The organism is Schaalia turicensis ACS-279-V-Col4, assembly GCF_000296505.1.
GTDB classification, from domain to species: Bacteria; Actinomycetota; Actinomycetes; order Actinomycetales; family Actinomycetaceae; genus Pauljensenia; species Pauljensenia turicensis_A.
Genome location: NZ_JH815208.1, coordinates 723,933 through 746,717, shown reverse-complemented (window position 1 = coordinate 746,717; position 22,785 = coordinate 723,933). Strand labels below are relative to the sequence as shown.

The window sequence follows — 22,785 nt, the reverse complement described above, 5'->3', positions numbered from 1 at the left end:
GTAAGGCCGAAGCCTCACCCCACCAGAAAACGAGTACTACGAATCAGAGGGCAGCCAAGCACTCGATAATCGCGCTAGCAACCTTCGGAGACGCGACGCTCATGGCGCGCAGAACATCCTCGTGTTCAGTTGGTGTGTCGTCAAAACTGAGGTCGGAGACGACGGACAGACCGCCAACCTCGACGCCCAGCTGGTGGAGCGAGATCGCTTCAAGGATCGTGCTCATACCAACGGTGTCCACACCATTGTTCGCGAGCATCCGCGATTCAGCTGCCGTCTGGAACTCCGGGCCGCGCAGCAGGCCGTACGTGCCCACGCGGTCGCTAATCGGAGCCAGGATACGCGTAATGCGTGGCGACCAGACCTGCCAGATGTCGGTAAACACCGGGCCCTCGAACGGGGAAACACCAGAGAAATTGAAGTGATCTTCAATCGTCATCACGTCGCCCACTGTCCAGTTACGCAGGCATCCGCCAGCATTCGTCAGAATCGCGACCGTGATGCCGGTCATCGCGCAGACGCGGACCAGCTGGCAGACCTGTGTCGGCGTATAGCCCTCGTACAGGTGGACGCGACCGGTAGCAACCAAAAGGTGCTTCTCACGACCACCGTGCACATTCACGCGCACGCTCAGCAATTCAGCGCCGTGACCTTCAACCGCCGGAACCGGAACGCCGGGAAGGTCTGCCAAGGGCAGGCGAGCCTCGATTTTCCCGATTTCGTCCAGCGCATCACGCAGACCAGAGCCAAGAACGACAAGCGCGTCGTGGCGTTCAACGCCGGTGCGCGTTGCGATCAGCTGAGCACCCTCGCGCACCTCGTCCACTGCCAGCGGGTCACGCTGGAAGCAGTAGTCCAACGCTTCACTACGCACAGCATCCACAACGGCAACCGATAAATCAGGCACTGCGGTTTTCCTGAGCAGCGATCTTCTTCATGGAAGCCAGCAGGTAAACAACGTAGCCGATGATCAGAGCAAGGATGACACCGATGTTGCCGTATGCCCACGGGCCTTCCTTACCACCGAGCATCCACAGCAGGTAGCCCTGCCAGTTGTTCCATGCGGCAGCCTCAGCGAACGAGTTGATCACGAAGCCCCAGCCGATCACGCAAGAGACGGCCATGATAACGATGGACACCCAGTTGATCGAACCGTAGATGCCGGAAGCATCGAACAGGGCCTTCTCGTCGTAGTCAGCCTTACGCAGAGTAATGTCAGCCATCATGATGCCTGCCCATGCGGCGAGCGGAACACCCAGGGTGATCAGGAAGGACTGGAACGGGCCGATAAAGTCCGGGGAGAAGAACACGACGAAGATCGTGCCGGCGGTCAGGATGATACCGTCGATCAGCGAAGCCAGCGGACGAGGCACCGCGATACCCAGCGTCAGCAGGGTCAGACCGGAGGAGTAAATACCGTTGATCGCACCTGACAGCAGGGACAGGATTGCGGTCAGCAGGAACGGAATGAGGAACCAGGTCGGCAACAGGGTGGCCAGTGCACCAACCGGATCGCCACCGATGGCGTCGGACAGGTCAGCGTCAGAACCGGCAAGCATGAGGCCGAAGGTGATCAGGACGACCGGGCCGAGCGAGCCACCGAAGGTGTTCCAAAAAACGATGGACTTACCATCGGCGTCGCGACTCTGGTAGCGCGCCCAGTCAGCAGCAATGTTGACCCAGCCAAGACCCATGCCGGTCATGACCATGGTGGCGGCACCGATCGTTGCAGCCAGTGAACCGGATTCGATTGCGCCGAGTGCGGACCAGTCGATGTGCGGGACGACCAGGATGATGTAGATGATCGTAGTGATACCGGTCAGCCAGGTGAGGACTGCCTGCATCTTCATGATGATGTGGTAGCCGGCAACTGCGCCGAGAACGATGAGCGCTGCGACGACAACGGCGGCAACGATCTTGACGGCGTTGCCGTCTTCGCTCGACCAGCCGAGGCGGACGAACACGGTGGAGGTCGCTAGGACGGCGGTGATGGCGAGGGAGGTTTCCCAGCCGATAGAGGTCAGCCACGAGAAGATACCGGGGATCTTCGCGCCGTTCACGCCGAAGGCGGAGCGGGACATGACCATGGTCGGTACGGAGCCACGCTTACCGCCAAGGGCGATGACGCCACAGATGATGAAGGAGACAACGACACCAATGATGGTGACGATGACTGCCTGCGCAAAGGAAATTCCGAAGCCGAGAACCCAGGCGCCGTAGCTCATGCCGAACACGGAGATGTTCGACGCGAACCAGGGCAGGAACAGGTTATGGGGCTTAGCGGTACGTTCTTCGTCGCTGATGATTTCAATGCCGGCAGTTTCGATGCCGGACTGGGAAACGGAGCGGGTTGCGTCCGCTGCCATTTCTGGCGTGCTCATAGACGTTCCTTGTCTGTGTAGATCAGGGCGAACCGCAGGATCGGTAGTTCGCACCGAATTAGACTAGACCATTCTTGACTATGAGTGACGTTCCCTCGGCCACACGCCAGAAAACCTTGTGGCAACACAATGGTGTCTGGGCGGGGACCCGCCCAGACACCATCCATCAAGACAACGCGCTCTTCGCGCGAGCCATCGGCTGAGTCAAGCGTCAGCGACGCTCCCACGTCGGAGCCTTCGCTGATTCAGCCTTGCCCAGGTGATCAGACGGAACAATCATCACGGGGCATGTTGAGTGACTGAGTACCGTCTGCGCGGTCGAGCCGAGCAAGACGCCTGCCAAACCACCGCGGCCTCGTGTACCGACAACGACCAGATCAACTGCTGTCGAGAACTCAATCAACAGCGAAGCGGGCGACCCGTCCAGCGCATGGCGCGCAACCTCCATGTCGCGACCGTCAAGTGCCTGGTCAATGGCGGCACCCATTGCGGTGCGGACATCTTTCAACAGGTTGGAGTGATCCAAACCGGTCGGCGCCCACGTCATCATGGACGTGCCCGAAGCAATCGGAACAGCCGAAACAGCGGTCAGTCGAGCACCCCATGTGGATGCTTCATCAATCGCGCGACGCAAAGCCGACGAGGGAACCTCGGTACCATCCACACCGACAACGACACGTTCGATCGGCATGAAGCACTTGCCGGACGTATGGCGAGGAACGATGACAACCGGACACTTCGCGTGTGCCGGCAACGCGGACGAGACCGTGCCGAGAAGACGATCAGCAAAGGAACCGCCTCCACGCGAACCGACAACAACTAAATCAACTTCGCGTGACATTTCAACCAGAACGCCCGCCGGGTCACCCGGCTCAATAGATGAAGTGACCTTTCCTAGGCCACGCTCTTTCGCCGCTGCGACCGCTTCTTCAACGACCTGCTGGGCGCCACGCTTCAGAGCTTCATCGTCAAGAACCGCGTAGCCACCATCCAACGCCGCCGCTGAATAGGATGCCAATGCGTAGGTACAGAGAACGTGGACACGCCCGCCCGTGCGTAGTGCGCGGTCAGTGGCCCATTTGACGGCCGCGATGGACTCCGTTGAACCATCAACGCCGACCAAGATGACTTCGGTGGATGCCATAATGCCCCCTCGTGACTTACATCACCTACCATTGTGCACCACATCGCGATTTTCCGAAACCGAAAATAGAACTTTTACCTGTTCAAGAGGGTTTTAGACAAAAAACTAGAGCAAAAGAACCGAAGTTCTTTCGCTCTAGTTGAAGTATGCGCTCTTAACGAACGTTGAGCTCAGTAACGAACGAACATGCCACCTGCACGAACGGGCGAAACCTTAGAGAGAGAACCCGGGACGGTGGCTTCCACCATCTGGCCGTTACCAATGTAGATGGCAACGTGACCCGAATAAGCAACCAGGTCGCCAGGCTGAGCTTCGCCGGCCGAAACCTGGATACCACCGGCAGCCTGCGCGCCGGAGGAGTGCGGAAGGCTGATTCCCGCAGCGGCATATGCCAGCATGGTCAGACCCGAGCAGTCAACACCACCGTAGGAAGCGCCACCGTAGACGTAGGGAATACCGGTCAGAGCAAGAGCAGCGGCTACAATAGAAGATCCGGCAGCGTTGTACGCAGCAGCGGTTGCAGCGGTTGAAAGGCTGAGGTCTTCACGAGCCTCGGAACGATCCGCGGCGACAGTTTCTTCAGCGACCGGAGTAGCGGCAGCAGGGGCTTCTGCGGTCGCGGTCGGAGCTTCTGCTTTCCATTCAATATCCGCAACAGAAACGGTGACACCAGTTGTTTGAGGAGCAGTGGTCGTGGTGGGAGTAGCTTCTTGATCACCACTAGGAGCAGAAACGGTGACAGCGTTTGCGGCGCCACCAACAACTGCAGTCAGAGCAAGACCGGTCACGGATGCAATTGCCACCGGACGGATCGGGCTGAGCGACGTGATCGTGTCGGTCAGTTCCACGATCGGCACCATTGGGCGACGCGCCTTGCGGTGACGTGGCGCAGGTTTGAGGTTCGTCAAGAGTGTTCTCCTTTTGCACCTTCGAGGTCAGCTGTCGGATTCGAGCAGGAGAGCCCGGCTTGGTTTCCCAAGCTTCACCCCAAGGCCACAAGGGCCGAATTGGTTCCCCCGAGTTGGATCAAATGAACCGGACCCTTCACGATCCAACTTCGGTAAATGAAGGACGGCTGGCCTATCGACCGTTATGAACTCTATACCTTTGACCCCCAAATGTCACGCAAAGGTAACGAAGTGGAGTCAAATCACATTTCGACTACTAGATGTGGCGCCAGCGCCAGAGGAATTCGGAAGCTGGAATCACTGTCAGAGGCATCCTGATCGGCGCGCGCAATCCGCACATAATCGCCTTCTCCGCGCAGGATAATGCTGACTCCAGGACCAATCTTTGCCGCAGCAAAATCAGCGATGATGTCATGTTCAGCCTGGATAGGTTCACCGATACGAACGAGTCTCACAATTTGGTCGTCGTGGGCACGCGCCACAAGTTCCGCAGACTGCCCACTGACCTCGACGCCCATTCCAGGAATCGGGTTACCGTAAGGATCCGTTGTCGGATCCTTCAAGAGCTCAAGCAGACGACCTTCAACCTTGTCGGACATGACGTGTTCCCAACGGCATGCTTCATCGTGGGCACACGCCCAATCCAAACCGATGACATCGACCAGGAGTCGTTCAGCCAAGCGATGCTTACGAACGACCTCTACAGCCCGCTTACGGCCTTCTTCAGTCAGCTCCAATCGACGATCACCCAGAACGTGCAGAAGCCCGTCGCGTTCCATGCGAGCAACGGTCTGCGAAACAGTCGGACCTGAGTGATCAAGTCGTTCAACGATGCGTGCACGCAGGGGCGTCACCCCATCCTCTTCCATTTCAAAAATGGTCTTGAGGTACATCTCGGTGGTGTCGATGAGGTCTCCCACGGCGGTTCCTTTCCTACGATGAACCCCTGCACGAATCGTGCATCGTTCAAAGGTTTTCAGGTACTTAAGAGAATATGAGTTATCGAGTATTTTTACCTGACGATTGTCATTTCCGTTGATATTGCGCCAAACGGTGGACAGGCATACGCGGTGAGCACCCACGGTATTTAGCACCATGTGTGTCATGGAATATGTTCCGCGAGCGCATCTAATGCGACTAAGTTTGAGCCTATGGAGACATTCCCCCCGATTCCTGTTTCTATCCTTCCTGCTGACGGCCGCTTTGGTTCCGGCCCGTCGCGTGTGCGCCCGGAGCAGATTGATGCGTTGAAGACGCCTAGGTTGATGGGGACCTCGCACCGCAAGTCCCCGGTGAAGAATGTTGTCCATTCAATCCGCGAGGGATTGACGACCTTGTTCAATCTTCCCGATGACTATGAAGTCGCCCTTGGCAACGGTGGCGCCTCAGCGTTTTGGGACGTGGCGGCGGCCTCGCTCATTCGCAAGCAGGCCGCGTTCGCGACCTTCGGGGAGTTCGGCGCAAAATTCGCCAAAGAGGTGGACAAGGCCCCGCATCTCGCCGACGCGCTTCGCGTTGAAGGTCAGCTGGGCACCGTTGTCACGCTCACGGGGAACGAGGCCGGGACCGCTGGGGAAGAACCCGATGCTTTTGCTTATCCGCACCATGAGACCTCGACGGGCACGATCAGCCGGGTGAACCGTATCGGTGGTGAAGACGCATTGACGCTGGTGGATGCGACCTCGATCGCCGGCGCTGCGCACGTTGATATTGCCAACACCGACGCCTATTACTTCTCTCCCCAAAAGGCTTTCGCCTCTGACGGTGGCCTGTGGGCGGCGATCCTCTCCCCTGCAGCCGTCGAACGCGCACAAGAATTGCATGGGGCGACCGACCGTTGGATGCCGACCTTCTTCGACCTTTCGGTGGCGATTTCTCACTCGCGTAAGGATCAGACGCTGAATACGCCGGCTGTGGCGACGCTGATCATGATGGATCAACAAATCCAGTGGATGAATGCCGGTGGTGGCTTAAAAACGATGGAAGCGCGCTCTCGCGCCGCTTCCGACCTGATTTACGCCTGGGCCGACGCCTCGTCAGTTGCTCACCCCTTCGTTGAGAATAAGGACTGGCGCTCCCCCGTTGTCGTCACCGTTGAATTCGACGACGTGGTCGATGTGAAGGTCCTGTCTGACGGCCTGAGAGCATCGGGCATCGTCGACATCGATGCCTACCGCGGGGTTGGTCGCAACCAGCTCCGCATCGCGACATGGCCCTCGACTCCAACTTCGGACGTCGAAGCACTTCTGGAGTCGATCGATTGGGCGCTCGAACGAGCACTGTGACCCCAAAGGTCAGCCCAGGCCTCGTCGATCGCGATAATCCACCGCAGAGAACGTGGACGCAAGCTGGAACATAACGAGGTCCTACTAGGCGCAACCTGCACGACGCTCAGCGCGCAGGCACTTGACACGCTACTTTCCGGTCGCGTTCCGTTCAGCTTCAGCGAGCAGAGTAGCTAGGTATGCGCGCTCCGCGGGGCCCTCGACCTCGATCGGGTGCGCCGAAACACGGAACTTGACCCGGTAATTCCAATGAATCAGACCCCACACGCCCGCGATAACTCCGATCGCTAGGGAAGCTCCACCGCCGACAAGAATCGACCAACGGGCACCAAACTGCTCGCCCACCCAACCGATGAAGGGCGAGCCGATCGGCGTCGCGCCCATGAAAATCATCGAATAGAGAGCCATCACGCGACCGCGAACACTCTCTTCCGTGGTGATCTGAATAGTCGCATTCGCTGCCGTCACCATGGTCAACATTGCAAGGCCCGTCGGGATTGCAAGAACCGCGAACGACTCATACGTCGGAGCCAAAGCCAACACAATTTCAAGCAGACCGTAAATCGCCGCGCCCGACACGATCAGACGCAGTCGAGGCTGAGCGCGACGCGCAGCAAGAAGTGAACCGGTCAAAGCTCCCACTGCCATAAACGAACCCAGAATGCCGTACTCGCCCGCAGCCTTGCCGTAGACCTCAGTCGCCATCAGGGCACTGGTCAGCTGGAAGTTCATGCCCAAACCTGACACGACCGCTACAATCACCAGGATCAGCACAATGTCGGGACGATTCTTCACATAGGAAACGCCCTCGCGAATCTGGCCGGGCGAACGCTTCACAACCTTGCGGGGAACCAAATCTGCAGAACGCATCAACGCAAGCGTCAAAACTGGAGCAAAGAACGCAACAGCGGTCACGATCATCACCCAGCCAGTACCGATCGCATCAATCAACAAACCGGAAACAGCCGGGCCAAGCAGACGCGCAGCATTAAAGGCCGTCGAGTTCAAACCGACAGCGTTCGACAAAGACTGAGCCGGAACCAGTTCAGACACAAATGCCTGGCGCGCAGGTGAATCAATCGCGCCAGCAACGCCACCCAACAACGCCAACACATACACATGCCAAAGCTGGGCTGTATTCGTCAGAATCAGCACGCCCAAGATCAAGCCCAGGAGCGCGTTCGCCAACTGCATCGCCTGTAGCAGAGCGCGACGATTCAGACGATCAGCAAGCAAACCAGCCCACGGTGACAACAACAGAATCGGCAGGAACTGCAAAGCGGTGACAACACCCACTTGCGTGCCAGAGTTCTTCGTCAGAACGGTCAGAACCAGCCAGTCTTGCGCAACCCTCTGCATCCACATGCCCGTCGAGGCAATAATGTTTCCGAAGAACCACAATCGGAAGTTGAAGTAACGCAACGAATGGAAAGTACGTGACACGCGCGGATGCGCCTCCCTAGTTTTTCGGAGACCTAAGAAATAGCTGTTTCAAGCATACGAAAAGCCCCACGGCAATGTGAACTGCTCCCGAAGACTCGAAGCGCTGAAGCCCCAAGACCCATCAGCTCCCACCATGACGCGACCTCGAACGCGATGGCCTCATACACGCATCGGGCGAGGTCCGCATCAGTGGTCCCGAGCTGCAGGCCCCAGAAGACCCCGCTCGGCGCCTTCGACCACCTACCGCGATTTTGATCGGAAAGACGGGCGAAGAAGAAGGGCACCCCCGCGTCGAGTTCCAGCGCCGCCAGTTCATCACTTCGGTCGTATGTTCCACGCGGTAGAGCATTCTTCACGTACCACCGATGCGCGGCTCCTGCAGTCGCGACCGCCGCCTCTCTGACGAAATCCCCGCGCTTGAGAAAGGCGAAGACGGGACACCACTATGCGGGACTCCACTAATCGCGCCAACGTCAGCCTCAGATGAAGCCGGTACTTGTTAAGATGAGAAACGTCACGCCGACCTCCTGCGCAGTCACTTCACTCGCTCGTCTTCAGCGTCGACATTCCATCACCACCTATGCGAAAGGCCCGAAGTGAGCACCCCGTTCGAAGGGGGAGCTGCAACTCCTCAGGAAGTTCCCTCCCCCCCCTCCCCCCGTTAATCCCCAGATCCCTGTGAAGAAGCCGCGCAATACGCTCGGACTCGTCGCGCTCATCCTCGCCATCGCCGGAACAATTCTCTCGTGTGTACCCGGCATCATAATCCTCGGGTGGATCCTCCTGCCCGCCTCCTTCGTCCTCGGACTCGTCGCCGTGCTTCAGAAGGACAAGGCCCATGGTCAAGGCCTCGCAGCGATCATCATTTCCATCGTTGGAACCATCGTCGCAGCCATTGCTTTCATCGCCGTCATCGACCACGCCGTAGATCAGGCGCTGACCACTGAGACCACGACCTCGACCCCCGCAGCCTCGTCGCCTCAAAGCACTCCCGCCGAATCGAACGCCCCCGCTACGAATGAGGGCGATGCCGGCTCCTCCAGGGAGAATCCTCTCCCCATCGGCTCGGAGATCACGACGAAGGACTGGAAGGTCACCGTCAACTCCGTCGACCTCAATGCGGATGAGAAGGTTGCCGCCGCAAGCGATTTCAACGAGCCGGCCACGGATGGCTTCTCCTATGTTCTTATCAACATAACGGCCACCTACCTCGGCAATGACTCCCAGGGTCAGATGCCCTGGGCGACGGTCGACTTCGTCAGCAAGGACGGCAAGACGTACAACCTGGCGTCTTCTCAGAAGCTGACTGTCGCGCCGGAGGAGTTCGACCAATTGTCTCCCCTTTTCAATGGCGCATCGACGACCGGAAACATCGTCATCGAGGTCCCGACCGATGGGATCGAGCAAGGCACTCTCGCTGTCCAGGCGGAACTGCTTGCGGATAAGAAGTTCTTCGCCGTCAAGTAGTCGAGTCGATTCCACTGTACATCGGGGCCGTTGGAGCATCACTGCATCGACGGCCCCGCTGGCTTATCACGCACCGACGAACGCCCTCGCGACCTCGAGGAATGAACTGCTCCCCTTTAGTTGGACTGAGAAATCAGACACCGACTAATGGGGAGCAGTTCAATGCACCGTGGGGTCTTTCCATTCGGACGATTGGTGATCAGTCAAGCAGAGCATCACACCTCTGCGCATCACACGATCTGTTGCGAGGAGATCAGACTCCCAGCAGAGCCTGGATCGGCCCAAGCAGGAAGTAGACGACGAAGAGGATCGAAGCCAGCCACATGAGCGGGTGGACCTTCTTCGCACGGCCAAGAACAACCTGGATGACGGTGTGAGTAATGAAGCCAACGCCGATACCGACAGAGACGGAGTAGCCGAAGGGCATGAAGGCGATGGTCATGAACGACGGAAGAGCGATTTCCGGGGCCTGCCAATCGATCTCGGTAACCTGGGTCATCATCAGGAAACCAACGAAGACCAGAGCGGTCGAAGCGGCTTCGGTGGGGACGAGCTCCATGAGCGGTGCAAGGAAGGTCGAGAGGAGGAAGAGGATACCGGTGACGACAGACGCAAGACCTGTGCGTGCGCCTTCAGCGACACCCGCTGCGGACTCAACGTAGGAGGTGTTCGAGGAAACGCCACCGAAACCACCGACGGCGGCGGCGAGGGAGTCGATCACCAGGATTTCGCGAGTCTTCGGTGGGTTGCCCTGTTCGTCGAGCAGATTGCCTTGGGCGCCGACGGCGACCATGGTACCCATCGTGTCGAAGAAGTCAGCCAGCATGAGCGAGAAGATCAGCAAGGCGACGGAAACAATGCCTACCTTACCGAATGCGCCGAACATGTCGACCTTGCCGAGCGTGTTGAACACGGGGACGGCAACAGGTGAACCGTCGAGAGCCGGAATGGTCTGGCCCCAACCGGTAGCGTTCTCATCCGATTTCATACCAAGGTGAAGAACGGCTTCGACGATGACGGCCAGAATCGTCGAAGAGACGATCGAGATGAAGACGGCACCCTTGACCTTACGGATGTAGAGGACGAAGGTCAGAAACAGGCCGAAGACGAAGACCAGGGTCGGCCAGCCCTGCAGGGAGCCGTTGATGCCCAGCTGAACCGGGGTGGCGCCTGCGCGGACGATACCGGCGTCAACCAGACCGATAAGAGTGATGAAGAGGCCTAGACCAACGGTCAGAGCGGTCTTCAGCTGATGAGGAACAGCCTTGAACACTGCCTCACGGAAGCCGGTGAGAACCAGGATCAGGATGATGATGCCTTCCCATGCGACAAGACCCATGGCCTCTGCATAGCTCAGGCCCATGCCTATAACCATGGTGAAAGCAACGACAGCATTGAGGCCCAGACCGGCAGCAAGTGCCAGCGGATAGTTGGCGACAACACCCATGAGGATGGTCATAACGCCTGCAACAAGCGCGGTACCTGCCGCAATACCCTGAGCAGTAATAGAGCCATCCTCCGGCAGTGCTGCCCCGAGGATGGCTGGATTCACGACAAGAATGTAGGCCATGGCGAAGAACGTGACGACACCGCCACGAATTTCCTGGCCGATCGAAGATCCGCGTTCGCTGATCTTGAAGAACGAATCAATTGAACCTTTGGCCGCTGATTGGGATGAAGCGGCAGTCTGTTGTGTGCTCACGAACTCATCGTGCCAACGTGCGAAACTCACAGGCAAGAATCGTGTCGGGCGCCACAACACAATGTGGACACCGTGCCTACGGGGTCACATTCACAGGCATTTTCTCGGTGTCCAGTGCACCGTCGTCAATACGCGACGGGCGAACCGACCACTGGGTTCCCTGCTTGGCAACATCAGTTTCCGAGTGTGCGCCGCAGGTGTGATCGAGGCTGACCACGCGACCATCATCGGGAGCCCATTCGTTGGCGCATACACCGAACACCGTGCGCATCGAACCCGACAGTTTCACCAAGAAACCACAGGTTGAGCACGAGTTACGTGGCGGGCGAGACGACTTCGGTCCCTGCTCAGACTTGTACCAGCGATCAACGGCAGCACTACGGCCTTCTTCGGACAGGACGCGCTTGCGACCCAAGCCGATTTCCTTCAGCTCCGGGTAGTCAATGTCCTCGCCGACATCTTGGAATGACTGCTCAAGGCGGGCATCTTCTGCCTGGTAGGGGAGGATATCGTCGCGCGACAAATCGCCTGGACGCAGGCGGTCTTCCCACGGGATCCACTGCGGAGCAAGCAACGCACCATCGCGAGGAAGCATGTCGACCTCACACACGGTCGCGTGACGCGAACGCGGAACGCGCGCAACCGTCACTGCCCACGCCCAACCGACATAGCCGTCGTCGGCGGAAGCGAAATAGTGGGTTCCGATGCGCTCTGAGTCCATGACGAACCCAAGGTGTTCACCGATGGGACGCGGGTGGGCAACAGCCTTCGCGGATTCACGAGCAACGTCGACTGCTTGGGCAAGAACCGCGTCCTTCTTCGGGGTGCGCACCGCTCCCTTATGCGTTGAAGGCGAGCGCGACGAAGTTTTCACCGTTGTGTCATTGGCGGGCGTCTGGGGTGCAGGCGCAGTATCGCCAGCGTGTGTGTCAGGCATCGAAATCCTCGGCTACTGCTTTAAGAACCTTCGCGATCTGAGGCGCGTTCTCGGGGTACTTTCCGCGACGCAAGCTGGTCGAGGAAGCATCGAGCAGTTTGATGAGGTCCTCAATCACGGGGACCATGGCTTCAGGCTTGCGGTGACGCGCCGCCGCAAGCGACTTCTTTGGGGTCAGGATGCGAACAGTCAGTGCCTGTGGACCCTTGCGTCCGTCAGCGACACCGTACTCGACGCGCGTCCCCGGCTTCACCGTTTCAATTCCTTCGGGGAGCGCCGAAACGTGCAGGAATACTTCCATACCGTCGTCACCGCCGATGAAGCCGAAGCCACGATCAGCATCGAAGAACTTCACCTTGCCAGTAGGCATGTTGCTCCCCTTTCCTTTAGGAATCATTCGTTTTCGTTCGTCCTGTCATTCTAATGCGCCCGCCACCTTAATGCGCTACATGCTTTCAACGCCAAATGAATACGGGGCGGGTAACATCGAGTTATTGAACGCTTGCAGGTCGGCTCAAAGGTCAGGAGATCCCCATGTCGTTCCGTTCCGCTGTTTCGCGTGCGTGCGCCAGTGCCGTTGTCGGTATCGCCCTGATTGCAGACCTTGGCGCGCCAGCACTTGCCACATCCCCTGTCACTATTTCAACGTCGGTGACCGACCCCTCGGGTTGGCTCAGTGACTCTCACGTTTCGGAAATATCCTCTTCCGCGGACGAGGCCGGGTCTGCCGGTTTGCAGGTTTATTTCGTGACGGTTCCCGATTTTTCGGGTGCTGAGCCAATTGAATGGTGCAAGACTTCGGGTTTGAACTCCGGATTGTCACATCAGTCGATCATCTACGTGATTGCCTATGAAGAGCGCATGTTCGCAACGTGTGGCAACGCTGATCAGCAACTTGTCACCGATTCGGATATCACGCGCGCAACGTCGGCAGCAAAGAAAGTTCTTGCCGCATCGAATCCTCTGGACGCTGATACGACGACGGATGCAGCAACAACCTTTATTTCAACGTTGACATCAACCGTGACAGGTCAAACCTCGTCCTCTTCTTCACACTCTTCGTCGACCGACGCTCCTTCCTCCGAGAAGTCGGGATTCAGGTGGATCCGCACCGTTGTCATCCTTGTCGTTATCGGTGGACTGATTGTGTTCTTCGTGAAGCGCAACAAGGCGAAGGGCACTTCAACCCCCGCTCCGAAGGCAACCGCTGACCGCCCTTGGGCACCCGGCGATCAGCTTCCGTCATTGACCGAGGATCAGGTACTGGCCCTGACCAACCAATCTTCGACTCTGCTCCTTCAGGCAGACGAACTGGTACGTTCGGCCGCCGATGAGCTTGATTTCGCGCGCGCTCAGTTCGGTGAAACGAAGACCGACGCATATGCGAAGGCACTTTCTGCCGCTCAAGCGGGCATCGCGAAGGCATTTACTGCCCAGCAAACGATGAACGAGGCCCCCGACTCTCGTTCGCGTACCGAGGCTGCGCTTACGCTGCAACATGAGTTGAACCAGGTCATGCCAGCTTTGGTTGAGCAACAGAAGGCATTCAGCCAGCTTCGCGATGAAGAGGCAAGCGTTCCCACGCAGGCCACGGACGTGAAGACGCGCATTTCTGAGGCAATCGCAGCGTTGCCCAGCGTGGAAGCTGAACTCACCGCCCTTCAGACGCTGTACTCGTCCACGACCGTTGCCTCGTTGACGGACAATCCTCAGCAGGCACGCGCTCTCCTTGATTCAGCGTCGGTCGCTGCGAACCAAGCAACCTCCCTCGCAACCTCTGATCCGTCAGCAGCACTGGTGCAACTCGATATTGCTCGCCGAGCACTCGCGATGGCGGGACACCAGACCGAGGCAATCATGAGCGCCAAGCACGATCTCGCTGCCGCGAACGAGGTTCTGACGAAGGCAATTGCTTCGATCACCTCGGATCTTTCCGACGTGACGACCCTGAAGGCAGACTCAGCAGCGTTCGCACCGCTTGTTGCCGAAGCACAGAAGGCTGTAGCCGAGGCTCAAAGCGCACGCACAGGAAGTGGTGACCCGCTGGCTGCGCTGGAAAACCTACGTTTGGCCGAATCTCAGCTGGACGCCGCGCTTGAACCACTTCGTTCTCAGGCTGACGCAAGAGAACGCAAGGTCCAGGCAGCACGGAACGCCGTGTCCGACGCTCAAGCCCAGTACGCGCGAGCTGACTCTTACATTCAGGGACGCCGGGGCGTCATCCCGTTGGACGTCCGTTCCAAACTCGCTGAGGCTAAGGCTGAACTCGATCAGGCTGTTGCACTTGTCCAAACTGACCCCGATCAGGCAACGACCCTGGCGAAGAGCGCGCGTAGCGCGGCCCTTACCGTGCTGTCAACCCCGATAAACGATCCCTCATACAGGCAGGCTGATCAGTTCAAACACCACACGAATAGAAGCGGTGGAATCTTCACCGATAACACCGGCCTTGGCAATGCCCTGCTGTGGTCTGTCCTGATGGATGTCGGTCGTAGCCTCGGGCAAGGAGGAAGCTCCGGTGGCGGATTCTCTGGCGGAGGCTTCGGCGGAAGCGGTGGCGGATTCGGTGGCGGTAGCTCCGGCTCCTTCTGATCTGAACATATGGCTGGTGCCTTGCAGGAATGCCCTGCAGGGCACCAGCCATCTCGGCTCCACCTTCACACCGAACGGATATGCAGTCCGTTCACAGGAAGTATTCGGTGTCACACTCTAAAATGGAGGTGACGCGATAATCGCGCAATCCATCCAGCGAAGGACAGGAACAATGGCAGAAAAGCAGTCCATCATCGGTCGCATTTCCCAGCTCGCAAAAGCAAACATCAATGCCCTCTTGGATCGCGCTGAAGATCCGGCAAAGATGCTTGACCAGCTGATCCGTGACTACACGAACTCCATCGCAGAAGCCGAAACCGCAGTCGCCCAGACTGTCGGCAACCTGCGTCTGGCAGAAAAAGACCACGAAGAAGACGTTGCCGCAGCAGCTGACTGGGGTCGCAAGGCTCTGGCCGCTTCGCAGAAGGCAGACGAAATGCGTGCAGGCGGCGATGCTGCAGGCGCTGACAAGTGGGACAAGCTCGCCAAGGCAGCGATCGGCAAGCAGATCACCTTTGAAGGCGAAGCCAAGGACGCAGAACCAATCATCGCCTCACAGACCGAGGTTGTTGAGAAGCTCAAGACCGGCCTTGCTCAGATGAAGGACAAGCTCGAAGAACTCAAGTCCAAGCGCGATCAGCTGGTGGCACGGCAGAAGACCGCAGAGGCACAGACCAAGGTCAATGACGCTGTCGCATCTATCAACGTGCTCGATCCGACGTCAGAGCTCGCACGCTACGAAGAGCGTGTCCGTCGCGCCGAAGCACTGGCACAGGGTCAGGCAGAGGTCGCGGCCTCGTCCCTCGACGCACAGTTTAAAGAACTCGAAACCGACGCCTCCGAGATTGAAATCGAAGCGCGCCTGGCAGAGCTCAAGAACAAGGACTGATCGCTCAGCTCGAACGTCATTGCGACCAGCGAGTAGCTGAATCAAACAGAAGTGGTGTGGGGCAGTGCCCCGCACCACTTCTGTTTGAGGTTTGACGAACTATCCGGCACCTGATCGCCTCAGGCACAGGCATACTGACGCACAGGCCCCAAACAGCCCGGCTGGCGGTTTTTACAGGTAGTCGAACGGGTTGAAGTCGTCGACGTCGATGATGCTCAGTCGCGGTAGAGTTACCTGGAATGCGTGCAGATCGTATTCGAGGTCAAGGATCTCCAAGCCCTTGGCTTCCAGCTCATGGAAAGCGGTCGACAGGAATTCGCGGAAGCAGAGGATCGCGACACGACGTCCCTGATCCAGCAGACGCTCAACTTGAGGAGCGAAATCAGCGTCATGGCTGGCAAGAATGACCGAGCCCGAGTCCAGCTCTGAGATCGCATCCATCGTGCGCTGCAAACCAAGGTCAACGACCTTCACGTCGGCAGGACCCGAAAGCGGGATCACCGAGTAGTTCATGGCGATGAGTGCTTGAACGAATCCCATCGGTAGCGAACCGGAAGAACCGTTGAGGAAGAAGAGGCCCTTCGCTTCACTTCCCCAGTGTTCTTCGGCGCGTTCAAGGACTCGATTCCAGCGCGGGCGTTCTTCTTGATTCGGACGACGATCCAACACTGACATACCAAGAGTGGCATCGATATTTTCGCCGTCAACGATCAAGTAGGTTTTTTCTTCGTTAAATGAATAGTTATCCATAGGGTCAAGAGTAAAAGATTATTACGCGAAAAGGGCGTTGCTCGACACCTATCGTGCCGAGCAACGCCCTATCGAGTGGAAACTACCTACTCACGTGCGTGAGCAGATCACTTCACGTCTTCGTCAACCCAGTCGAAGGTGCGGGTAACAGCCTTCTTCCAGAGGCGGTAGGTGCGATCGCGCTCTGCGGTGTCCATGGACGGCTTCCAACGCTTGTCTTCCTGCCAGTTGGCAATGACATCGTCTGTGCCATTCCAGAAGCCGACTGCGATACCGGCTGCGTAGGCAACACCCAGAGCGGTCGTCTCTGCAACGACCGGGCGGATGACGTCCACGCCGGAGATGTCAGCCTGGAACTGCATGAGCAGATCGTCAGCCGTCATACCACCGTCAACCTTGAGTTCCTTCAGCGGGACGCCTGCATCGGCGTTCATTGCATCAATGAGCTCTGCGGACTGGAATGCGGTCGACTCTTCGACTGCGCGGGCAATATGGCCCTTGTTCACGTAGCGGGTCAGGCCAACGATCGCACCGCGAGCGTCGTCCTTCCAGTACGGTGCGAACAGACCGGAGAATGCCGGGACGAAGTACACGCCACCATTGTCTTCAACGGTCTGAGCGAGCTTTCCGATCTCGGAGGACTTCTCGATCATCCCGAGGTTGTCACGCAGCCACTGAACCAGCGAGCCTGCAACTGCCACGGAGCCTTCGAGCGCGTAGACCGGCTTGGCGTCACCAAGCTTGTACAGCACGGTCGTCAGCAGACCGTTGGTCGAGAAGACGGGCTCTTCACCCGTGTTCATCAGGGTGAAGCAACCGGTGCCGTAAGTGTTCTTCGCGGTGCCCTTTTCGAAGCAGGCCTGACCGAAGGTTGCAGCCTGCTGGTCACCAAGGATGCCGGAGATCGGAACGCCTGCGAGCAGACCATTCGGGCGACCGGTGCCGTAGGTGTCTGCGGATGCCTTGATCTCGGGGAGCATTGCCGGCGGGATGCGGAAGTCGGCGCAGATGTCTTCGCGCCACTTGAGCTCACGAACGTCCATCAGCAGGGTACGGGATGCGTTGGTCACGTCGGTTGCGTGGACGCCACCGTTAACGCCACCGGTCAGGTTCCAGAGAACCCAGGTGTCCGGGGTGCCGAAAAGCAGGTCGCCTGCCTCTGCCTTCTCACGTGCTCCCTCAACGTTGTCGAGGATCCAGGTAATGCGAGGTGCGGACGGGTAGGTTGAGATGTTCTCGCCGGTGATCTGGCGGTAACGTTCGGTACCCAGCGGGTCGCCTGCTGCGACGCCACGGACGATTTCCGAAGTACGGGCGTCCTGCCAGACGATTGCGTTGTAGACGGGCTCGCCGGTGTTCTTGTCCCACACGATGGTGGTTTCACGCTGGTTAGTGATGCCAACAGCAGCAAGTTGGGTGGCGTTGATTTCTGCCTTCTGAAGCGCCTCGGCGACGACGGTGCGAACCGATTCCCAAATCTCTACGGGATCGTGCTCAACCCAGCCCGGGTTCGGGAAGATCTGGGTGAATTCCTTCTGACCAACCGAGACGATTTCGCCGGAGTGGTTGAAGACGATCGCACGGGAGGACGTGGTGCCCTGGTCAATCGCGAGAACGAATTTTTCATTAGACATGACTGATGTCCCTTCTGTTCACTTCTTTGTGTTTCAGATAGAAACGTGGGGTCCCAGACGAGTCCGCCTGGGACCCCACGCAAGGTTAGAGTGCCAAAGCTCTAGGTTCAGGCCAAGCCGGAGCCGAATGCAACGAGTGTTGCGACGATGGCGCCGATGATCGGGCCGACGACCGGGACCCAGGAGTAGCCCCAGTCGGAGCCACCCTTACCCTTGATCGGGAGAATTGCGTGAGCAATACGCGGGCCGAGGTCACGGGCCGGGTTGATCGCGTATCCGGTGGGGCCACCGAGCGAGTTACCGATGACGACGATGATCAGTGCAACGCCGAGCGGGCCAATCGCGGTTTCGGTGTAGCCGGAGACGAAGACCCAGAGGATCAGGACGAAGGTGCCGATGGCCTCAGTGAGGGTGTTCCAGAATCCGTTGCGAATCTCGGGAGCGGTCGAGAAGACGCCGAGCTTGAGGGCCGGGTCGAGATCTTCATCGAAGTGCTGCTTGAAGGTCAGCCAGCAGAGGATTGCACCAACGAATGCACCGAGGAATTGAGCTGCTAAGTAGATGCCAACGTTTGCTGCAGTGACGGCAACGCCGGGGGCCAGTTCGACGGACGAATCCATCATGTGACCGACGGCCTTAGCAATGGTGACTGCAGGGTTGAGGTGGCCACCCGAGTCGTATGCGACGTAGACGCCTGCGAGAACTGCGAGGCCCCATCCCCAGTTAATCATGAGCCAACCGCCGCCGTTGCCCTTGGACTTGGGCAGGAGGTTGGTAGCAACGACGCCACCACCGAGGAGGAGAAGGACTGCTGTACCGAGGAACTCAGACATGAAGATATGTCCGGCAGTGAGTTCATGCGGCGCAAGAGGAAGAAGTGTTGCGAGCATTTTTCCAATCTTTCTTCGATGCTTCGTTGCATCGAATTGTCGGGCGGTTTCCCACCCGCAGGGTTCCTTTAGCGAGACAGGACTGATCACGCCAAGTGCGAAAAGTCTACCGCGTCACATACGAATTCTTTTTCAAGACTCCGCTTGTTTCGCAGGACCGCTCGTGAGCACTTTGCGGTCGCAGAACAAACCCGCGCTGACCTGTGATGTCTTCACCTGGACACCACACAGTATGACAGCGTTTGCACATCGAACCTGCCCCTGTGCACAACCGTGCATCTGAGGGGACACTTACCTCTCCAATGTGTGCACGCTCACCAAATCGCACAGTCTCCCAAAGGATTGGACATTCAACAGTTAGACCTGCACGCCTGTGCATGGCAGACTATGACACGTGACGATTCGTGACGAACAGGCTCATGAAGCCGCATCAATGTATTACCTCCAAGGCCAGACCATGGAGACGATCGCACGCCACCTTGGCGTATCACGCTCCTCGGTCTCTCGTTTACTGTCCTACGCGCGCGACACCGGCTTGGTTCGCATCTCAGTGAGCGCCGCTCCAGGACACAAAGGAACCCTTGCCGGTCAAATTTCTGAAATCTTCGGCGTACAGACGTCCGTTGTTCCGGTCCATGACGTCCACACCGAAGTCAACCGACTTCATAACGTCTCGCTTGTCGCGGCGGAACGTCTGGTCGACATGCTCAAACCCGGTGTCACCCTTGGCATCGCATGGGGCAACACGACCTCAGAGATCACCCGTTGTATGCCACGCGTCAACTTCCCCGGATCGACCGTCGTCCAGCTCAACGGGGCCGCGACCGCTACCGAGTCCGGCATGCCGTACGCAGACGCGATTATTTCCCGCGCAGCGCGCGCAATGGGCGGACGCATGGTCCACTTCCCCGTTCCCACGTTCTTCGACTACGCAGAGACAAAGAAGCAGCTCTGGCGCGAGCGCTCGGTTCAGACCGTGTTGAAGACGATTGACGACTGCGATATCGCTCTGTTCGGCGTCGGCTCACTTTCGGCACGCTTGCCCTCCCACGTTTATTCGGGTGGCTTCCTGGACACTGAAGAAATCGCAATGGCCCAGAAGGACGGCGTTGTCGGCGACGTCTGCACCGTCCTCCTGCGCGAAGACGGCTCAACAGACATGGAACTCAACAGCCGAGCTTCCGGGCCCAGCCCAGAGACTCTCCGCAAGATCCCGCGTCGCCTCTGCGTCGTAGCTGGTGCCTCGAAGGCGCTCCCGCTACTTGGCGCGCTGCGCGCACACGTCGCCACCGACCTCGTCCTTGACGATGGCGTGGCACGCGAACTGCTTGATCTGGTTCGCACTCGCGCGGCGCAGGCGCGTGGCCTCGCCCCTAGGCGCTAAGCCAGATCATACCCAGCCAAAAACCAAAGAAAAGTGGAGCTCACAACAATCGTGAACTCCACTTTTCTTTATCCAAGCAGACACCACACTCCGGTTGACAAGGACGTGTTCTAGGCGATCTGCGCACGAAGCCCATCAATGACAACGTTCAAGAGGCCGGTCCGGGAATGCTCAGAGCTTCTTGACCAGCGGGAACGTGATGGTCTCACGGATACCCTGACCGGTCAGAGCCATCAGCAGGCGGTCAAGGCCCATACCCATGCCACCTGCCGGTGGCATACCGTACTCCATGGCCATCAGGAAGTCTTCGTCCAAGACCATTGCTTCCGGGTCACCCTTTGCCGCAACAAGCGCCTGCGCTTCGAAACGCTCGCGCTGGATGACCGGGTCGACGAGTTCGGAGTAGGCTGTCGCCAGTTCGAAGCCTCGGACGTACAGGTCCCACTTCTCGACGATGCCCGGCTTGGAACGGTGTCCGCGGGTCAGCGGGCTGGAGTCTTCGGGGTAGTCGCGCACGAAGGTCGGCGCATACAGCTTGTCACCTACGGCGACTTCGAAGATAACCTCTGCGACCTTACCGGGACCCCAGTGGTCAGCAACGTCTTCACCGAGTTCTTCGGCGATCTTCACCAGTTCGTCCAGCGGAGTATTCACCGTGAACTCACGACCAAGAGCGTCAGCCGTGGCCTCGAACATCGAGATTTCTTTCCACGAACCCGAAAGGTCGTAGGACGAACCGTCAGGCAGGGTGACGACCTCGGTGCCCAGGGCGTCGCGTGCCGCCTTCTGGATGAACTCACGGGTGCGACGAGCCATCGTGTCGTAGGAACCGTAGGCTTCGTATGCCTCGAGCATCGTAAATTCGGGGCTGTGCGAAGAGTCCGCGCCCTCATTACGGAAGTTGCGGTTGATTTCGAAGACCTTGTCGACGCCGCCGACAACCGCACGCTTGAGGAACAGCTCGGGCGCAATGCGCAGGAACAGCTCGGTGTCGTAGGCGTTCATGTGAGTCGAAAACGGGCGTGCGGCCGCGCCACCGTGCAGGTTCTGCAGCATCGGCGTTTCGATCTCGATGAAGCCAGCTTCATCGAAGTAGTTGCGTAGCGACTTCACAACATTGGCGCGCATACGCACCATGTCGCGGGCGGCCGGGCGAACAATCATGTCGAGGTAGCGGCGACGAACACGCAGGTCCTCAGACAGGGACATTTCGGTGCCGTCTTCTCCGGTGTAGGTCTTCGGTAGCGGGCGGATCGCCTTTGCAGCGATCTGCCATGCGGGGACCGGGTCGCCTTCGTTGATGCCGGGCGTGAACAGGTCGGCGGGCGCGGTGCCAGGGCATGCCATGATCGACAGTTCGCCACGACGCGAGGAAATGACGCGACCGTGCACGAACAGGTGGTCACCAAGGTCCACGTCGGTCTTGTACTGAGCCAGCGAATCCAAACCGACCTCTGCGGCCGACAGCATGACCTGAATACGGTTGCCGGCGCCATCCATCAGGGTTGCGAAGCAGAGCTTGCCACCGTTGCGAGCAAGCATCACGCGACCGGCAATACCGACCTCGTCCTGAGTTTCTTCGCCGGTTTCAAGGTGAGCGTACTTTTCACGAACATCGGCGATCGAAGTGGTAATCGCCAGGACGACCGGGTAGGCCTGGCCTCCTTCGGCAAGCAGGCGCTCGCGCTTTTCTTGGCGGACACGCACCTGTTCGGGGGCGTCGTCGTTTTCCGGGGCAGCTGGGTTTGTATTCACGTCAGTCACCCTGCCAGTTTAACGGCATCACCGCACCCATTTCGCATAGGGAACGCGAGTGGGTGCAGTGCCACATCGCACAACGTCAGTTCGCGGATTATTCCACCTTGGCACTCGTATCGACGAGGCCGGACACTTCAACGTATGCCTATGCCACCGTTGCCCGTTTTAAAAAGAGACGCGGGGAGGGACAGAGGCACTACGTGCCGGACGACTTCAGGCCGAGTTCGCGAGCGCGATCAGAGTCTTCTGGAACCGTCCCCGCTGAGGACCCGACCTCGACAATATGGTTGTCAGCGTCAACGAATGCGACGGCGGGCTCCCAGCCTTTCACCATGGATTCTGGAACCTGGCAGTAGGCCATGATGATGACCAGATCGCCGAGGTTCACGAGGTGCGCAGCGGCGCCGTTGAGCTGGATGACACCGGAGCCTCGCGGACCGGCGATCGTGTAGGTGGACAGGCGATTGCCATTGTTCACGTCTGCAACGTCGACTCGTTGCCCGGGCGCAATGTTCGCCGCGTCCAGCAGCTCCTCATCGATGGTGATCGAACCGACGTAGTGCAGGTCAGCACCCGTGACGGTGGCGCGGTGGATCTTGCCCTGGATCATCGAGCGCATGA

19 protein-coding genes, 1 pseudogene and 1 riboswitch are annotated in these 22,785 nt (G+C 58.6%); of the genes and pseudogenes, 5 read left to right on the top strand and 15 right to left on the bottom strand.

The genetic code is table 11. The features are described from left to right. Positions 1–43 precede the first annotated feature (43 nt). The 5 genes from HMPREF9241_RS03265 to HMPREF9241_RS03245 all read right to left on the bottom strand — a co-directional run bounded on the left by HMPREF9241_RS03265 (position 44) and on the right by HMPREF9241_RS03245 (position 5,353). A complete protein-coding gene (locus HMPREF9241_RS03265) occupies positions 44–907 on the bottom strand; it encodes a purine-nucleoside phosphorylase (protein WP_006680854.1) in 864 nt (287 codons plus the stop codon). Further along, positions 900–2,381 carry a purine-cytosine permease family protein gene (locus HMPREF9241_RS03260; protein ID WP_006680853.1) on the bottom strand — a complete coding sequence of 494 codons (1,482 nt, stop codon included), beginning with the start codon at positions 2,379–2,381 and terminating at the stop codon, positions 900–902. The genes HMPREF9241_RS03265 and HMPREF9241_RS03260 overlap by 8 nt, the downstream gene beginning before the upstream one ends. 211 nt (positions 2,382–2,592) lie before the next feature. Next, positions 2,593–3,525, bottom strand: coding sequence for a universal stress protein (locus HMPREF9241_RS03255; RefSeq protein ID WP_006680851.1), 933 nt, complete (start codon positions 3,523–3,525; stop codon positions 2,593–2,595). A 170-nt stretch (positions 3,526–3,695) separates the two neighbouring features. Further along, the gene (locus HMPREF9241_RS03250) at positions 3,696–4,433 is read right to left on the bottom strand and encodes a C40 family peptidase (protein WP_006680850.1); all 738 of its coding nucleotides are present in this window, start codon (positions 4,431–4,433) and stop codon (positions 3,696–3,698) included. A 2-nt stretch (positions 4,434–4,435) separates the two neighbouring features. Beyond that, a riboswitch (cyclic di-AMP (ydaO/yuaA leader) is annotated at positions 4,436–4,598 on the bottom strand. Positions 4,599–4,675: 77 nt separating this feature from the next. Then, positions 4,676–5,353 (bottom strand): metal-dependent transcriptional regulator, encoded by a 678-nt coding sequence (locus HMPREF9241_RS03245; protein WP_040318369.1) that lies wholly within the window; start codon positions 5,351–5,353, stop codon positions 4,676–4,678. A gap of 231 nt (positions 5,354–5,584) precedes the next feature. Between HMPREF9241_RS03245 and serC the strand changes: the two genes are divergently transcribed. Further along, a complete protein-coding gene (gene serC / locus HMPREF9241_RS03240; RefSeq protein WP_006680848.1) occupies positions 5,585–6,718 on the top strand; it encodes a phosphoserine transaminase in 1,134 nt (377 codons plus the stop codon). Between the two features lie 129 nt (positions 6,719–6,847). Here the strand turns inward: serC and HMPREF9241_RS03235 are convergent, their stop codons facing one another. Together HMPREF9241_RS03235 and HMPREF9241_RS09780 are read right to left on the bottom strand one after the other, a co-directional pair. Then, on the bottom strand, positions 6,848–8,161 hold the full coding sequence (locus tag HMPREF9241_RS03235; RefSeq protein WP_006680847.1) for an MFS transporter: 1,314 nt from the start codon (positions 8,159–8,161) through the stop codon (positions 6,848–6,850). 32 nt (positions 8,162–8,193) lie between these two features. Next, positions 8,194–8,571 (bottom strand): annotated as a pseudogene (locus HMPREF9241_RS09780) (FGGY-family carbohydrate kinase); the annotation flags it as partial. A 268-nt stretch (positions 8,572–8,839) separates the two neighbouring features. Between HMPREF9241_RS09780 and HMPREF9241_RS03225 the strand changes: the two are divergent. Further along, a complete protein-coding gene (locus tag HMPREF9241_RS03225; RefSeq protein WP_006680846.1) occupies positions 8,840–9,628 on the top strand; it encodes a DUF4352 domain-containing protein in 789 nt (262 codons plus the stop codon). A gap of 253 nt (positions 9,629–9,881) precedes the next feature. Here the strand turns inward: HMPREF9241_RS03225 and HMPREF9241_RS03220 are convergent, their stop codons facing one another. The 3 genes from HMPREF9241_RS03220 to HMPREF9241_RS03210 all read right to left on the bottom strand — a co-directional run bounded on the left by HMPREF9241_RS03220 (position 9,882) and on the right by HMPREF9241_RS03210 (position 12,637). After that, positions 9,882–11,330 carry an NCS2 family permease gene (locus HMPREF9241_RS03220; RefSeq protein WP_040318367.1) on the bottom strand — a complete coding sequence of 483 codons (1,449 nt, stop codon included), beginning with the start codon at positions 11,328–11,330 and terminating at the stop codon, positions 9,882–9,884. A 76-nt stretch (positions 11,331–11,406) separates the two neighbouring features. Beyond that, the gene (locus tag HMPREF9241_RS03215; RefSeq protein ID WP_006680844.1) at positions 11,407–12,267 is read right to left on the bottom strand and encodes a DUF3027 domain-containing protein; all 861 of its coding nucleotides are present in this window, start codon (positions 12,265–12,267) and stop codon (positions 11,407–11,409) included. Then, entirely contained in the window at positions 12,260–12,637 is a 378-nt protein-coding gene (locus tag HMPREF9241_RS03210) for a cold-shock protein (RefSeq protein ID WP_006680843.1), read from the bottom strand. The genes HMPREF9241_RS03215 and HMPREF9241_RS03210 overlap by 8 nt, the downstream gene beginning before the upstream one ends. A gap of 164 nt (positions 12,638–12,801) precedes the next feature. On the opposite strand from HMPREF9241_RS03210, the gene HMPREF9241_RS03205 reads away from it, so the two are divergent. Next, entirely contained in the window at positions 12,802–14,859 is a 2,058-nt protein-coding gene (locus HMPREF9241_RS03205) for a TPM domain-containing protein (RefSeq protein WP_006680842.1), read from the top strand. Between the two features lie 172 nt (positions 14,860–15,031). Next, the gene (locus tag HMPREF9241_RS03200; protein WP_006680841.1) at positions 15,032–15,748 is read left to right on the top strand and encodes a PspA/IM30 family protein; all 717 of its coding nucleotides are present in this window, start codon (positions 15,032–15,034) and stop codon (positions 15,746–15,748) included. Positions 15,749–15,919: 171 nt separating this feature from the next. Here the strand turns inward: HMPREF9241_RS03200 and HMPREF9241_RS03195 are convergent, their stop codons facing one another. The 3 genes from HMPREF9241_RS03195 to HMPREF9241_RS03185 form a co-directional block, all read right to left on the bottom strand. After that, the gene (locus HMPREF9241_RS03195) at positions 15,920–16,498 is read right to left on the bottom strand and encodes an NYN domain-containing protein (protein WP_006680840.1); all 579 of its coding nucleotides are present in this window, start codon (positions 16,496–16,498) and stop codon (positions 15,920–15,922) included. 107 nt (positions 16,499–16,605) lie between these two features. Then, a complete protein-coding gene (gene glpK, locus HMPREF9241_RS03190; RefSeq protein ID WP_006680839.1) occupies positions 16,606–18,132 on the bottom strand; it encodes a glycerol kinase GlpK in 1,527 nt (508 codons plus the stop codon). Between the two features lie 107 nt (positions 18,133–18,239). Then, on the bottom strand, positions 18,240–19,022 hold the full coding sequence (locus tag HMPREF9241_RS03185) for an MIP/aquaporin family protein (RefSeq protein ID WP_006680838.1): 783 nt from the start codon (positions 19,020–19,022) through the stop codon (positions 18,240–18,242). A gap of 433 nt (positions 19,023–19,455) precedes the next feature. On the opposite strand from HMPREF9241_RS03185, the gene HMPREF9241_RS03180 reads away from it, so the two are divergent. Continuing rightward, the gene (locus HMPREF9241_RS03180; RefSeq protein WP_040318513.1) at positions 19,456–20,406 is read left to right on the top strand and encodes a sugar-binding transcriptional regulator; all 951 of its coding nucleotides are present in this window, start codon (positions 19,456–19,458) and stop codon (positions 20,404–20,406) included. A gap of 171 nt (positions 20,407–20,577) precedes the next feature. Here the strand turns inward: HMPREF9241_RS03180 and HMPREF9241_RS03175 are convergent, their stop codons facing one another. Next, positions 20,578–22,170, bottom strand: coding sequence for a lysine--tRNA ligase (locus HMPREF9241_RS03175; RefSeq protein WP_040318366.1), 1,593 nt, complete (start codon positions 22,168–22,170; stop codon positions 20,578–20,580). A gap of 190 nt (positions 22,171–22,360) precedes the next feature. Then, positions 22,361–22,783, bottom strand: a complete 423-nt coding sequence (gene panD / locus HMPREF9241_RS03170) for an aspartate 1-decarboxylase (protein ID WP_006680835.1) — start codon at positions 22,781–22,783, stop codon at positions 22,361–22,363. Between the last annotated feature and the right edge of the window lie 2 nt (positions 22,784–22,785).

Coding starts and splice junctions, on each gene's coding strand:
- serC (WP_006680848.1), top strand. CDS start 5,585: ATGGAGACATTCCCCCCGATTCCTGTTTCTATCCTTCCTGCTGACGGC.
- HMPREF9241_RS03195 (WP_006680840.1), bottom strand. CDS start 16,498: ATGGATAACTATTCATTTAACGAAGAAAAAACCTACTTGATCGTTGAC.
- glpK (WP_006680839.1), bottom strand. CDS start 18,132: ATGTCTAATGAAAAATTCGTTCTCGCGATTGACCAGGGCACCACGTCC.
- HMPREF9241_RS03215 (WP_006680844.1), bottom strand. CDS start 12,267: ATGCCTGACACACACGCTGGCGATACTGCGCCTGCACCCCAGACGCCC.
- HMPREF9241_RS03185 (WP_006680838.1), bottom strand. CDS start 19,022: ATGCTCGCAACACTTCTTCCTCTTGCGCCGCATGAACTCACTGCCGGA.
- HMPREF9241_RS03180 (WP_040318513.1), top strand. CDS start 19,456: ATGTATTACCTCCAAGGCCAGACCATGGAGACGATCGCACGCCACCTT.
- panD (WP_006680835.1), bottom strand. CDS start 22,783: ATGCGCTCGATGATCCAGGGCAAGATCCACCGCGCCACCGTCACGGGT.
- HMPREF9241_RS03260 (WP_006680853.1), bottom strand. CDS start 2,381: ATGAGCACGCCAGAAATGGCAGCGGACGCAACCCGCTCCGTTTCCCAG.
- HMPREF9241_RS03255 (WP_006680851.1), bottom strand. CDS start 3,525: ATGGCATCCACCGAAGTCATCTTGGTCGGCGTTGATGGTTCAACGGAG.
- HMPREF9241_RS03205 (WP_006680842.1), top strand. CDS start 12,802: ATGTCGTTCCGTTCCGCTGTTTCGCGTGCGTGCGCCAGTGCCGTTGTC.
- HMPREF9241_RS03200 (WP_006680841.1), top strand. CDS start 15,032: ATGGCAGAAAAGCAGTCCATCATCGGTCGCATTTCCCAGCTCGCAAAA.
- HMPREF9241_RS03210 (WP_006680843.1), bottom strand. CDS start 12,637: ATGCCTACTGGCAAGGTGAAGTTCTTCGATGCTGATCGTGGCTTCGGC.